Source organism: Photorhabdus sp. RM323S (genome assembly GCF_042879375.1).
Lineage (GTDB): Bacteria > Pseudomonadota > Gammaproteobacteria > Enterobacterales > Enterobacteriaceae > Photorhabdus > Photorhabdus tasmaniensis.
Map to the genome: position 1 here is coordinate 1 of NZ_JBHFKZ010000025.1, position 13,160 is coordinate 13,160.

The 13,160-nt window shown below is 45.8% G+C and carries 15 protein-coding genes and 4 pseudogenes; 3 read left to right on the plus strand and 16 right to left on the minus strand.

All coding sequences use genetic code 11. The annotated features are described in order from the left end of the window. Window positions 1–181: 181 nt before the first annotated feature. Window positions 182–862, plus strand: a pseudogene (locus ACGF7G_RS11820) (tyrosine-type recombinase/integrase); the annotation flags it as partial. 71 nt (window positions 863–933) lie between these two features. On the opposite strand, the gene ACGF7G_RS11825 reads toward ACGF7G_RS11820, so the two are convergent. The 9 genes and pseudogenes from ACGF7G_RS11825 to ACGF7G_RS11865 form a co-directional block, all read right to left on the minus strand. Next, window positions 934–1,767 carry a DUF4942 domain-containing protein gene (locus ACGF7G_RS11825; protein WP_387465695.1) on the minus strand — a complete coding sequence of 278 codons (834 nt, stop codon included), beginning with the start codon at window positions 1,765–1,767 and terminating at the stop codon, window positions 934–936. A 113-nt stretch (window positions 1,768–1,880) separates the two neighbouring features. Beyond that, window positions 1,881–2,200 (minus strand): annotated as a pseudogene (locus tag ACGF7G_RS11830) (TA system toxin CbtA family protein). Window positions 2,201–2,236: 36 nt separating this feature from the next. Beyond that, window positions 2,237–2,560, minus strand: a complete 324-nt coding sequence (locus tag ACGF7G_RS11835) for a type IV toxin-antitoxin system YeeU family antitoxin (protein ID WP_387465697.1) — start codon at window positions 2,558–2,560, stop codon at window positions 2,237–2,239. Between the two features lie 31 nt (window positions 2,561–2,591). Then, window positions 2,592–2,930 carry a DNA repair protein RadC gene (gene radC / locus ACGF7G_RS11840; protein ID WP_387465794.1) on the minus strand — a complete coding sequence of 113 codons (339 nt, stop codon included), beginning with the start codon at window positions 2,928–2,930 and terminating at the stop codon, window positions 2,592–2,594. Between the two features lie 45 nt (window positions 2,931–2,975). Next, window positions 2,976–3,645, minus strand: a pseudogene (locus ACGF7G_RS11845) (DUF932 domain-containing protein); the annotation flags it as partial. 70 nt (window positions 3,646–3,715) lie between these two features. Beyond that, a complete protein-coding gene (locus ACGF7G_RS11850; RefSeq protein WP_387465699.1) occupies window positions 3,716–4,477 on the minus strand; it encodes an IS5 family transposase in 762 nt (253 codons plus the stop codon). A gap of 265 nt (window positions 4,478–4,742) precedes the next feature. Further along, window positions 4,743–5,159 (minus strand): DUF4238 domain-containing protein, encoded by a 417-nt coding sequence (locus ACGF7G_RS11855; protein WP_387465700.1) that lies wholly within the window; start codon window positions 5,157–5,159, stop codon window positions 4,743–4,745. Window positions 5,160–5,172: 13 nt separating this feature from the next. Next, window positions 5,173–5,319, minus strand: a complete 147-nt coding sequence (locus tag ACGF7G_RS11860; protein WP_387465701.1) for a hypothetical protein — start codon at window positions 5,317–5,319, stop codon at window positions 5,173–5,175. Between the two features lie 141 nt (window positions 5,320–5,460). Continuing rightward, a complete protein-coding gene (locus ACGF7G_RS11865; RefSeq protein WP_387465702.1) occupies window positions 5,461–5,721 on the minus strand; it encodes a hypothetical protein in 261 nt (86 codons plus the stop codon). A gap of 216 nt (window positions 5,722–5,937) precedes the next feature. On the opposite strand from ACGF7G_RS11865, the pseudogene ACGF7G_RS11870 reads away from it, so the two are divergent. Then, window positions 5,938–6,192 (plus strand): annotated as a pseudogene (locus tag ACGF7G_RS11870) (transposase); the annotation flags it as partial. A gap of 336 nt (window positions 6,193–6,528) precedes the next feature. On the opposite strand, the gene ACGF7G_RS11875 reads toward ACGF7G_RS11870, so the two are convergent. After that, a complete protein-coding gene (locus tag ACGF7G_RS11875) occupies window positions 6,529–7,194 on the minus strand; it encodes a CoA transferase subunit B (protein ID WP_387465704.1) in 666 nt (221 codons plus the stop codon). Beyond that, on the minus strand, window positions 7,194–7,856 hold the full coding sequence (atoD, locus tag ACGF7G_RS11880) for an acetate CoA-transferase subunit alpha (RefSeq protein ID WP_387465706.1): 663 nt from the start codon (window positions 7,854–7,856) through the stop codon (window positions 7,194–7,196). Before atoD ends, ACGF7G_RS11875 begins: the two co-directional genes overlap by 1 nt. Window positions 7,857–9,065: 1,209 nt before the next feature. Between atoD and ACGF7G_RS11885 the strand changes: the two genes are divergently transcribed. Further along, window positions 9,066–9,281: a cold shock domain-containing protein gene (locus tag ACGF7G_RS11885; protein WP_021323801.1), complete on the plus strand. Its 216-nt coding sequence runs from the start codon at window positions 9,066–9,068 to the stop codon at window positions 9,279–9,281. A gap of 264 nt (window positions 9,282–9,545) precedes the next feature. Here ACGF7G_RS11885 and ACGF7G_RS11890 read toward each other — a convergent pair whose 3' ends face one another. The 5 genes from ACGF7G_RS11890 to sctJ form a co-directional block, all read right to left on the minus strand. Then, the gene (locus tag ACGF7G_RS11890; protein ID WP_387465708.1) at window positions 9,546–9,938 is read right to left on the minus strand and encodes a CesT family type III secretion system chaperone; all 393 of its coding nucleotides are present in this window, start codon (window positions 9,936–9,938) and stop codon (window positions 9,546–9,548) included. Further along, window positions 9,935–10,789 carry a YopT-type cysteine protease domain-containing protein gene (locus ACGF7G_RS11895; RefSeq protein WP_387465710.1) on the minus strand — a complete coding sequence of 285 codons (855 nt, stop codon included), beginning with the start codon at window positions 10,787–10,789 and terminating at the stop codon, window positions 9,935–9,937. The genes ACGF7G_RS11890 and ACGF7G_RS11895 overlap by 4 nt, the downstream gene beginning before the upstream one ends. Window positions 10,790–11,199: 410 nt before the next feature. Continuing rightward, entirely contained in the window at window positions 11,200–11,817 is a 618-nt protein-coding gene (locus ACGF7G_RS11900) for an HrpE/YscL family type III secretion apparatus protein (RefSeq protein ID WP_133815298.1), read from the minus strand. Further along, window positions 11,796–12,422, minus strand: coding sequence for a Yop proteins translocation protein K (locus ACGF7G_RS11905; RefSeq protein ID WP_387465712.1), 627 nt, complete (start codon window positions 12,420–12,422; stop codon window positions 11,796–11,798). Before ACGF7G_RS11905 ends, ACGF7G_RS11900 begins: the two co-directional genes overlap by 22 nt. Further along, window positions 12,422–13,159: a type III secretion system inner membrane ring lipoprotein SctJ gene (sctJ, locus tag ACGF7G_RS11910; RefSeq protein ID WP_071880956.1), complete on the minus strand. Its 738-nt coding sequence runs from the start codon at window positions 13,157–13,159 to the stop codon at window positions 12,422–12,424. The genes ACGF7G_RS11905 and sctJ overlap by 1 nt, the downstream gene beginning before the upstream one ends. Window position 13,160 lies beyond the last annotated feature (1 nt).

The window sequence follows — 13,160 nt, forward strand, 5'->3', positions numbered from 1 at the left end:
GAAGTAAATAGACGTCAACCGACATCTTTTTTTATGCCTGAAATTCAGCAAGTTGGCTGTTTTTAGCGCGTCGAAATTCTCTCTAAGTCTACCTACATCAACCAGCATCTGTTGGTATATGTGATGGTACATCCCCGTTCAATAAAATCTTGTACCAACAGCCAGCAACGGAGGGCCTCAAATGGCATTAACCGATGTGAAGGTAAGAAGTGCAAAGCCTACGGACAAGCCTTACAAGCTCACCGATGGCGAAGGGATGCATTTAATGGTTCATCCCAATGGATCTAAATACTGGCGTTTACAGTACCGCTTCGACGGCAAGCAAAAGATGTTGGCTTTAGGTATCTATCCAGAGATTTCTTTATCTGAAGCCAGGCAACGGAGAGATGAAGCTAAACGGCAAGTCGCTAACGCCATTGATCCTAGTGAACAGAAAAAGGTCGAGAAACAAGCCCGTAAGGCTATGGTAGAAAATACCTTCAAAGCTATCGCGCTGGAATGGCATGAGTACAAACGCCCTAACTGGTCGAAGGGCTACGCTGAAGACATTATGGAAGCGTTTGAAAACGATATCTTCCCTGATATTGGTAAGCGCCCGATTGCAGAAATAAAGCCTCTGGAGATTCTCAGCTCACTTCGTAAACTCGAAAAGCGTGGTGTCCTCGACAAGCTGCGCAAAATCCGCCAGGCATGCAACCAGGTATTTCGTTACGTCATTGTCACGGGTCGCGCTGAAACTAACCCCGCCTCAGAACTAGCAAGTGCGTTAACCCCACCAAAGTCTGTCCATTACCCTTACCTCTTAGCAGATGAGCTTCCGGTTTTCTTGCAAGCTCTAGCAACTTATTCAGGTAGTCCAATTGTTTTATGTGAATAAAATTGCGTTCGATAAAATTTATACCAACAGATAAAGTTGTTTGGAAATACAGACCATTACCGCTGGGCTAGCATGTTCGGATAATGTCTGGCAATGATATCATTCATTTGCTCAATCAGCTCCAGACGCTTGAACGTCAGATGGGCTGTTCCCTTTTGAAAGTAACGAATGCTGAAGAACTCATCTTCGTATCTTTCTTTAGACGGGTTATCCCGAATATGCTCCATCAACCGGGTAGTGATGTCGCCACGGTTGTCAGGAATGGCCTTACCATCTAACAGAAACAGCATTCGCTCCAGGTCTGCCAACTGATCCCGCCGCCAGCCCCAGTTCAGACTGAATCCCCAGCGGTCATGGCTCACCAGATTGTTGATAATGATCTTCTTACCAAAGCTGCAGGGACTATTGGTTTTGTAATCCCATGACAATCCTTTGAAGACATTGATGATCCCGCGCTCAAATACATCTATTTTGTTCAGATGTAACTGCTCAAAGGTACTGAGGATATTCGCCTCGCTGATTGCAGGAAGATCACCATCTTCCAGGTTCTTATGCCACTGATCTCTGGCCTGCGCATCCATCAATGCCATCATGCCAGACTTCAACATCAGGTCTTGCCAGATACTGCGGTCAATATTGCGAGTGACAACAGGCATCGCTTTATCCACCTTTTCTGTCAGCCAGCTATCGTAGCGGTGTCCGGACTTCATTGCCCAGTCTTGCGCTATACCACCGCCGATTTCCGAGGTTAGCCGGGAAACTGCATCAAGCTGCTGGATGAGTTGCTCAATCTGCACCAGTGCTGCATTATGCCCTGTGACAACACGTTCGATACTGGTCGAACAGATGAGTTCATTGTGTTCCGTTAACACGTCGGGTTCTGTTTGCATCGTTAATCGTCCATAAAAGCAAACACGCCTGCTGGGAGTGGCAAGCGCATTATGCGATGAATAAAAAGAGAGGGGAGTTCAGAGGTAAAAATCAGGAATGAGGCTCGAAGAATTTAAGTATTCATTAGCCCAGTAGCTCGTCTGGCTCTGAGAATATCGGTAGCAGTCAAAAATGGTGTCTGCTCCTGCCATGTGAATCCCTTGCGGTCAGTGCGTACCAGTTCATAGCGTTCCACCAGGAAATTCACTGCATCGGCAAGCGTTATTCCCGCTTCGATATGCTCCTGGATGGCCGCGTCGTCATGGAATGGTGTGTCGTTGAGCGTGAGACCGTTAATGGTGCTCTAAAAGATGTTAACAGTTGCTGCCACACCTGAACGGGTGGCAGCCGTGACGAAACCGGCACCATAGCCGGTACAGTTGAAATTTGCATGAGTTAAGTCTTGATAAAAGAAGAAGAGAGAAGGTGTTACTGCGCTACAGATACCTGAGGATAAATAGCGATGTAAACGTAGCCGCAACTGGCCCGGGTGTCGGCTATACAGGTTAATCCGGCAAGGTGGATGGTCATCTGATGTTGCTGACGTGGATTTAGCTCGCTTGAACGCAGTTGTTCTATAAACAGCGGGAAAGCCTGATCCAGTCTCTGTAGTTGTTTTGGCGTAAAGCTTCTATTCAGACCTGCCCTGTCAGCCAGGTAATGCAGCCGGTTACCTTCCTGAACCAGCCTTGCGCCAAAGCGTGGAGTGATATCGCTTTGTAGTCCCCACTCATGGGGTGTATTTAATGGCATGAAAGCCTCTCTGGTTGGTCGTTAGCCCAGTTCACAGCAAACCTCGCTCGGCAAAAGAAACAACATCTCTTCCCCCGACAACAAGATGATCCAACACTCGTACTTCTACCAGTGCCAGCGCGGTTACTATCCGCTGGGTAATGTGTTTATCCTGCTGGCTGATTCCTGTCGTACCGGACGGATGGTTATGGGCAAGAATTACCGCAGCGGCGTTGTGCCTCAGGGCCGATTTCACCAGCTCACGGGGATGTACTTCGGTATGGCTTATGGAGCCCGCAAACAATGCTTCGTGCTCAAGCAGGCAATGCTGGTTATCAAGGTACATCACCAGAAAGACCTCCCGCTCCTGGCGAGCCAACTGTAATTGCACCCAGTTTTTAGCAAAGCTGGTGGCGGTAAACTGCTCACCCGGATGACGCTGGTAAGTGGTCCACAGATCGTTGCTCTCATCCTGCCAGCGGCGTGGGGAAAGGATTTGCGATTCCGTCACCGGCTGATGCTTTTCACCAAAGCGATAGGTTAATGCAGCTTTCGCCATCGCCTGTTGAGCGGGTATCGGTAACATCAGCGACTGCATGGCATCGCGCTTCTCTTCCACTCGATCAAATACCCCCAGTACTTCGTAAGCCCCTTCAATGACTTTCTCCACTACATTGCCTTTATGCGGCACACGCACCTCACCAAATACTCTCACCACAAATCAGTCCATTTTGGCAAACCGATCTGAATAGCCCCGGCAGCATCTGGTATGAACTGGAGCCGTCGTGGCTGTTAAGCAGGATGATTTCTGGCACCTGCTTGCCGGTAATCTGTCCTTCGCGGCGCAGGCACAGCATGTGTTTGGTATGCTCTCTCTTGCTCTGGTCACGCACACGGGTCTGGCAGGTAAAGAAAGGCTGGAAACCTTCCCGCTGGAGGTTATCAAGCAGAGTGATGGTCGGGATGTAGATGTATCGTTCACTGCGGGATTCATGCTTTTCCTCACTGAACACACTTGGCACATAATGCGCCAGTTCATCACGGGTTAAGGGGCAGTCGCGGCGTACAAGATTGACCGCACCAAAGCGGCTGGCTAAACGGGTCATCGATATTTCCTTAGATATAAATGAAAAGACCATGCCTCCTTAGGGGCTGTTGACGTTTTGTGTTCATCATTTATTCAGTCCACATTGGCAACCAGACAATAATAAATGCCAGTGCCAACATGCTGGCGTAATTCCGTTCAAGTTTGTCGTATCTTGTGGCTATCGCACGAAAATGTTTGATTCTGGCAAAAGCATTTTCCACCCAATGTCGGTAACGATATAAACATTTGTCAATTTCTTGACCTAATTTTCGGCTATTTTTGCGATAAGGGAGCACCGGAACTGACTTTTGTTCTTCGATTACACTTCTCAAACGCTGACTGTCATATCCCTTATTTGCAACGACAAAATCGGATAAAGGTGACTGAGATATAAGACTTTCCGCATGAACAATGTCATTGACCTGACCACCAGACAGTTCGAAATGTACAGGTAAACCGTAACTGTCTACAGCCAAATGGATTTTGGTTGAACGTCCTCCACGACTTTGACCCATGGCTTCATCCGCTTCAGAAGTTGCTCCGGCACTATGTTGATGGGCTCGAACAATACTCCCGTCAATAAACAACCACTCTGTATCAGAGTATCCAGATAACCAATTGAAAATTAAATCCAAAACACCCTTTTTTGACCAAGTATTAAAACGTTGAAAGACGCTATTCCATTTTCCGAATTCGGCAGGCAGGTCGCGCCACGGAATGCCTGTTCTCATACGATAAAGAATGCCTTCAAGTGCCTGACGATGTTTTGTTTTGTGGTAAATAAATCCGGTATGGTACATGAATGCAGATAGCTTATTCCATTGTGTATCTGTTAACATAGTTCGCAGCATGATGGTGAGGTCTGGTTATTTTTTGGCGAAAACGATTATACCAAATCATCATGCTGTTCAATAATCCCTCACAAAACGTCAACAGCCCCTAGGCGACAATACTGGCAAGCGCTTTGCAGCTTAGCTTTTTCCCAATACATAAGGGCATAATGGTAGTAATCCACTACGGCTTATCCTATCTTTTATTGCCTTTTTTGGGATTGAACAACCCAAAAGTGTAGTGCCGATATAGTGCAGCCATTTTATTGGGACTCAACGTACATTTTCATAAAACGGTGCTCTTCTTGGCATAACGCTGTCCAATGTGCTTATGCAGAGGCGAAATGGCGCTCTCGGTATTACCGATGATATGTACCATAGCTTGGGTCACCACTTTAGTATTGAGCTCTGCGACAGTGGCCTCATCAACCTTATTCTTGCCTGGTATAAACCGTTCGGAATCGCAGATGATGTAGGCGATGCGCGGTGAAATTGGGTAGTAGAAATCAGCGAGTTCAGGTGCGGTGAACTCTGTCTCTGAGACACACGAGTGCACATTGACAACCGGCTGGTCGGACGCGATGAAAGGGAACTCCGTATCATTTACCAGCAATGCATGCCTGGCGTCGTGACGACTTGAGTATAGGCTGAACCCGATATTCATCCCGAATATGTAGCTTAAGAACCACCATGCGTGAGCCATTGCGTCGGCTACTTCAATTTCTACGATATTGCGGCGGGGTTGATTCCGGAGCACACCATCCCGGAAAGGCTTCGTACGGACCAAAGAACATCATGAACTCTATCATGTGCTGCTTATCTTGCAGTAGATCAAGCTGCTCATCAGCGAGCGCAGATAACACCGGTAGTGCCATTTTTTCGTGAGAGGCATGGAGATTTTCCATTAGGTTGCACTTCGTTGCATGTAAAGAGCCTCGGTTTTCTGATCTTGAATGCCAGACTCACTGTAGATGACCTCCAGGCGCTGCATCTTAAGAAAGTCGTTAAGATAAGACATGTGCTGCTGTTGAAGATGGGCGGGGCTTTGTCGGGAAGAAGCCTTCTATCACTTCGACATGCTTACGTGTTAGCACTGTGGTCTTGTAGAAATAGTTGTCAGCAGCTATGGCACGCACGCTGTCATGGGCAATCTTACCGGTCTTCGTAGTGTAGAAAACATTGTTCGTCCCGTTACCCCAGCGGGTGAGGTACTTCGCCCATACGTAATGGTGTCGCTTCTTAGCCTTGAGATCTTTGTGTGTCATGAGAATCTGTTCCGTAGAGTCTTAGGCTGAAAACTTCTCAGTTCACTGGCCTGCTGTCAACCTAGAGAGTTGTTTTCCATTGAGTAACATAACATTTCTGCGATGTTAGCAGTTTCCGCTCTTGGTACATAAACGCCCGTAGCGATAGCGGCATTCTAATCTGTCAAGGTTGTCAGGTCATAACGAAGGCATTAGTAAGTTCATAAGGGTAACATCATGGCTAAAAATCACGTCCAGTTTCAAAAAGGCATTTCTATTCATCAATTTATGAAAATGTATGGAACTGAAGAGCAATGCCAAAAACGATTGTTCGAGATGCGTTGGCCAACGGGTTACCGCTGCCCTAACTGCCTCCATGATAAATATTGTCAGTTGCAATCCCGCGCTTTATTTCAGTGTAATCGGTGTCACCATCAAGCTTCATTGATATCAGGTACGCTATTTGCCCACGCTAAACTGCCTTTAACAATGTTGGTGGCAGTACTTCCATCCAGTGGGTTACATGAGTGCTGTTTTCTTCGAAATCCTAAACCAATCACAGGTAACAAATCTCTGAGCATCAGTTATTAGGAGGATATATGTTCTCAATTCTTTCACTTGGTCGTTCATCCTCAACCGATATCCACTCGGGGGTAACTCTATCACCCACTGAAATAATTACCGGTATTTAAGCTAAATGAGTTAGCGTGTATTGCGTTAACAACATTACCATCCTGAAGGTAAGTGTGGTCAGCGGTGTGGTAAGGTCTAGTCGATCAAGGGGATAACCGCTGACAAAACCAGTCAGTATGTTGTCAATATGACCAATCATCCTCTATTTTTCTGCATTGGAACGGACATGACTTTGAGATCGTGTGCGACGCTGAATTTTGCTTCGGTTTTTTCCTGTAGAGTTTCTAGTGTGATACCTGGCGCATGTTCTTTCAGGATTAACTGCCCCTGTTCAAAGTAGAAGACGGCCAGTTCGGTGACGATCATCTTGACTTTGTTGACGGCGGTTAGCGGCAGGGTACATTGCTTGAGGATCTTTGCGGATCCGTCTTTGGTGCAGTGTTCCATTGCAATAATCACTTTGCGGGCACCCGTAACGAGATCCATCGCCCCACCCATACCGAGCACCATTTTTCCCGGTATCATCCAACTGGCTAAGTTGGCATGTTGGTCAACTTGCAGAGCTCCTAGCACACAAGCATCTATGTGACCACCGCGAATTAAAGCAAAAGAGAATGCACTGTCAAACATGGCGGCACCAGGCAGGATGCCACAGGGTTTTCCACCGGCATTGACCAGATTCGGATGAGGTTCTGTAACGGGGCCAAGGCCCAGAAAACCATTTTCTGACTGTAGGGTAATATGAATGTTATCGGGCAGATAGTTCGCGACTAGCGTGGGAATACCGATGCCGAGGTTAACAACGTCGCCATCTTGTAGTTCAAGCGCGATACGATGGGCAATAAGTTGTTTGGCGTTCATTATGAATTTCCTCTCGGGTAAACGATGTAGTCGATCAGTGCGCCAGGTGTCATAACGCAGTCCGGTGCAATCTCACCCACTTCAACCAATGCATCCGGCTCGGCAATCGTGCTATCCGCAGCCAGAGCGATCACAGGGTTAAAATTACGGGCGCTTAACTGATAAGTCAGGTTGCCCTGATGATCGGAAAGATGGGCCTGAATCAACGCCAGATCAGCACGTAGTGGGAGTTCCAGCAGGTAGTCTGTTCCGTTGAGGGTTATTTTTTGTTTTCCGGCTTCTACAAAAGTACCCACGCCAGTAGGAGTCAGGAATCCGCCCAAACCTGCTCCGCCGCAGCGAATGCGTTCAATCAACGTGCCTAGAGGAACCAGTTCCACCTCTATTTCTCCAGCAATCATTTGGCGTCCAGTTTCCAGATTAGTGCCAATATGCGAGGTGATAACTTTTTTCACTCTGTTATTAACGATAAGAGGGCCGATGCCAAAGTCGACACGGCTGGTATCGTTGGCAATCAGGGTCAGATCTTTTACACCCGCCTTTAGTAATGCCGTGATTAAATTAGGGGGAGTACCTACTCCCATAAAACCACCTACCATGATGGTCATTCCATCATAAAAATGCTCGGCGGTTTGTTGTATGCTAATGAGTTTATTTTTCATCAGTTAGCCTCTGGAAAATCCTGTCTTTTAGGGTGAGGAGAAGACGGCTTTCCTACTAAAACGATTAATTTTTTCATTTTTACATTTTCCTATGTAGTGTGTGATGTTGAGCAACGAGCATACTAATATCGGTTTTACTCAACTTAACACTGATGTTCAGTGATATCTTCGGTGGTGAGGTTAATATCGTGACGCCACTATGGATATCGACGGAAATGGTTCCATCGTCGGCGTTTTCTACCATAGATTCATTAAACGTTTTAACTTCGCACAATGCTCTGGATAGTGTGTTTACGCTGTCAGCGATCTTGCTAGTTTCCCGTTTAGGGCATCCCTTCCTTCGATCTCGAACAGATAGATAATGATAAGTATATCTAAAGATATTATTAATATGATCACTTTTCCGTACAGAGTGCGTAGCGAAAATGTTGTTAATATATTGTGAAAAATAGGTAAGACTGAGAGCATGGAAACCAGAATATTAGTGATAACAGGTTCTATGTGACAGAAATACCGTAATTGGGAGTATAAATTGTTACAGAGTGAGAACAAGAGGAAAAATAGAAAAATGTGAATAAATTCTAATGTGTGTAACTTACTTTAGTCTTATAGGTGTATAGCGTAAGAATGATTTGTTAATACCGACAGGTATGGCATCGTATTTAATGTCGTACCTTAATTTGGCGAGAATCCATTTAGACTTTTATACATCTATTTCTTGAGATAATTGCAGATTAAAGTTTATTGAGAGATATAGTTATAGTTTCAGTGCCATAACTAAAATTGAAATATTTCATCTGGTCTCTGGTATTCAGTCGTTCTCCATTGCGGGTGATAAGATTTTGATGAAGTATTAAGGCCATATGTATTAGCGTCTTGTGGTGCAACTCCAATCGCAACCTTATCCTGTATTCTTAGCTTCTTTGGTCATCAAATTGATATTTCAGCAATTTTGGAAAAGGAAAATTCAAATAGAAAAAATAAATGAAATTAAAATTTGCTAAATGTCAGTAAATGTGATTTAATAGCATCACTGGTTTGGAAGTACAGACCTACTTTATGAAAAGCAAGTTAAAGCAGTTCACCATTTAGCGTTATCCCCGATACCACTTCATTGCGAATTCCTTCTAATTAGTACCCATAAGTAAAACTGAAAAACAGACCTAAACATGCCTTATGGCAACTTAAATAAATTTAAAGGAAAATTCTATGTCTAATGCAATGACTGGTTCAGTAAAATGGTTCAATAACGATAAAGGTTTTGGATTTATTTCTCCGAAAGATGGTAGCAAAGACGTTTTTGTTCATTATTCTGCAATTCAGAGCAATAATTTCAAAACGCTGGAAGAAGGACAGGAAGTTTCATTCTCTATTGAGAATGGTGCTAAAGGTCCATCAGCGGTAAATGTTATCGTATTATCTTGATTTAACTTAACTGCTTAAATCCATTAACGACTTTACGATAGCGATGAAGGTGAAAGCCTGAGCAGTTAAAGTTGTTAATAGTAAAAACCCGCTTAATTGCGGGTTTTTTGCATGTGTATTCACCAAAATGTTACATACTATTCCTTGCCTATATAGAAAAAATCCGGCACAAGAAATGTATACCGGATTATCCTATAAAGGGCTAAAGGGCGCTAAATCTTGAGGCCTCCATTGAGCTTATAGCTCGATAGTCGTCTCTTTTTTTCAGACCCGCATCAGGGAAGGAGGAGGAAGATCTTTGGGCTGGTGAGTAGCAGGTGCAAGGCGTTGTTCAATGTCGTCAATGAAACGCTCTAACCAAGCCTGTAGTTCGACCACATCCACCTCGGGTAAAGGGCGTTGTGACCACAGGATTGTTTGTCCATCCAGATCACCCTGGACATGGGCGGGCCAGTGTTGTCCAAAAAGGTTGTTAGAGCGGCTAACTTCGGAGCCTAATTCGCAGAACAGCTGTAACCAATTATCGTGATGGCAGCCAATCAGTACCTGAAAACGTCCGTTGACCTCCAAAGTGTAGATGCCATCGTCGGTAGGGGACGCAGGGAGGCTGAGTTTGGAGAACAGGGTTTCTACTAGTTGGTGGTAGTCGTGTGTCATTGTGTTTTAGGCTCGTAGTTAAGAACTTGGAAATGTTGTCCCAGACCGATTTCCTTGTTATACATGGACTTGGACCAGAAATCCTGAGTAAACCAGTTGGAGAATGAAGTTTTATCCGGGAAATTGAACTCGCCGAAGTTAGGATCGAAGAAGGTGACCCCTTTTTGGTCATCGACATAGGCTGCTACTGTGTGACCAGACATCTGCCCTGAAAAACCGATCTTCTTGTAGCTAGAACCCTGATCGCCTGTATCCAGGATGGCGTTTAGCAGGTCTTTTGTGCCATTGCTGCCGGTCTGACCATTGACTTCGATTGGACGCTTGTAATCAATTGGCCCGTTGGCGCTTTGATAGGTTATCGTCTTCATGCGCGGTTGGATGCCGTTTTCACTGAGCCAGGATTCGGTCATGGTATCTTGATCGGCATCCTGGGCTATGCCATCCATCTGTAATTGTTTGATGGAAACCAGAGAGTCGATATGGAACTGACCTTTCTGACCCCCAACATAGAGTTGGTCAAAGACGCTCTCACCTTTGGCATGGGCGCTTATCCAGTGGGCGGATATGGATTCACAGACGCCGCCAGCGGTGTCTTGGTGTTTCATGATTTGGTCTAGAAAGGCACCTTTGGTTTGGGCAAATTTGAAGGTGACTTCGCCGCCATGCTTATCCGCAGAATCCCGAACGCTCCCCAGTTTAGTGCTGACCGCAAAGTGAATGATTCGGTCCATTATCATGCTGAAAGAGAAGCGGCTCTCCTGGTTTTTCTTGCCGTCGGTTGTCAGCTGGTGATCGAGCATAGAGTGGCCCGGCAGGTTGCGTTGGATCGTGGCCGAGAGACGTTCCAGCAATCCAGGTCTGGGGGAAGAGACTTTCAGTGATCGGCCAGAGAGTTCCCCCTGAGGCTGGTTAACGGCTGTGGTGTCGAGTTGTTGGGTAGGAAATATTCTTTGGTGATTAATACTTGAGATAGGAGATAATGGTCACTCCTTGAACGTTTTTTGTGGGATTATTCCAGGGAATATGAGCCTGGATATCAGATAGAGTGAATCATAATGTTTTGTCGAAATAGAGAATATTAATAATGGCAGAAGAAATTTTCATTTTCCGTCGAAAACAAGTTGTGTCTCTGGAATGTTGTAAAACTCTCATTCCAGAAAGATCCCAACTCTCTTTTTTTATGGATGTTTCAGAAATAACGAATTCCTTAGTTATTACGCCAAGAATGTCTTTTTTTTCATCCGTTTAGGTGGCGAAATAGTCAACTCTGCCATTGATTATTAATAGCGGACATGAGTGCGTCGAGTTGGCTATCTAAGCTGGCATCAATGATCCCGACTTCTGTTTCCAGAATGCAGCCGCCCTGATCGAGGCGATCATCCGCCGTGACTTCTAAGTAGCCGATCTCAGGAAAGTCTTTATGTACCCGGGATATTTGTTCCCGTACTGTTGTGGCCTGTTCAGGATTAACCCGCAGGATGACCTGTTTTTGGTTGCTGACTAATGAAAGAGCTTCACGAACCACCTGTAAGGTAAGGGAGACCTGGTCATAATTCTTTAGGATTTTACGAACTGCTTGCAATACTACATTGCTCATTTGCTGCTCGACCTGTCGGTAATATTGCTGACACTGGAGCTGAGTCTGGTGAATCAAATTGGCTTGTTCTGCACGGGCGGCATCAATACCGGCCTGCCAGCCTAACTCTTTTTGTTGCTCATAAACGGTCTGGGCTTCTCGTTCAATTTCTTGAGCCTGGACTCGGGCTTCATCAAGCAGAGACTGGGCGCTGAGACAGGTTTGATAGTCTGTTTTACGTAGTATCAGAAGTTCAGGAGAAAGTTGAAGATGCTCTTTTGTTATTTTAATAAAAGGTAACATTCTGTATTCACTTGTTTAGCCAATTTGAGACACAATGCTTGTGCCAGTGGTCGTTCTGCCTGGCTGATAGGCCAAGCCGGGGGATTGTCATGAGGGGGAAGCCGCAAGCTAAGGCGTTTGGCGAAATCGGTAGGAAGTGGCTCCATAGCCATTAGCCAGAACTGTAAGGCACTGATACGAAAATAGTTCGCATTGATTGTGGTTGGCAACGAACGTTGCCAACCAGCCGGCCAGTTGCCGATGATGATGTCGAGATACTTTAAGCAAAAGTGATGCCCCTCTCTCCCAAGCGCGTCATGTAAATGGCGAAGCTCTGCTGCCAGCAGGCAATGGCGAATAGCTTGCCCGTGCAGTAAGGCTCCCAGCCAAGTCAGAAGCTGTTCTAAGTATGATTGCTCTAGCAGAGCAATGTTTCCCAAGCCGGCTGGCAACTCATAATCTACATTCAGGTCAAATTGAGTCAACAGTAGGCCATTGATCTTGGGAGAGCTACGCCATTCAGGAAGGGAGGACAAGACTGAAAGCCAATCTGGTGATAGATGGTCCGCATGAATATAACTGGCAGGGCAAAACCGAAATTGGTAGGGTGTTAATGCTGTTACCATTATTGCATCCTGCTTCGGTGCCACAGGAACTGAGCCAGATTGCTGATGAATAACAAGGCTAACAATAAAACCAGAATTCCGATCAGGCGGCCTTGTGATTCTTCAGTAACCTGGATAGAAAATAGTGTGGAATAGCGCGGTGCTAACGGTACCTGCCGCACGCCCGCCGCAGGAACTAATACGACGCTGATGCGGTCATAACTCAGTCCTTCGATGCTGTTATTGACCAGTTGCTTTATCTGAGGAATATAAGTATCGAGTTGAACGTCAGCTGCGTGTTTGATAAACACAGAAGAAGAGGCCGGCGATAACTTTTTCCCCAGTCTATCTTGTTCCTCCGGTAAGACCACATGTACCCGTGCGACGAGTACACCGTCGATCTCCGAAAGCGTTCGGGCAATCTCCTGCGCTTTGGCGAAGTTGAGCCGTGCCCGTTCTTCTACCGGCGAGGAGATAAGGCCGTCTTTAGGGAAGACATCTTGTAAAGAGGAGAAGTTCTCCCGTGGATATCCTTTACGCTTGAGTACCTCGACAGCTTGTGCAACATCGGATTCTTCCACTAATAGCTTGATATTGTCATCTTTATCTGGCTGCTTATCAGAGGAAATTCCTGCTTCCCTGAGTAAGGCCAGCATTTCGTTGCCTTCTTTTTGGCTAACTCCAGTATAGAGTTCGATTTTACATCCTGTTAGCATGAAGACAGCTAACAGGATGCAGATTATAGGATGTTTCTTCACG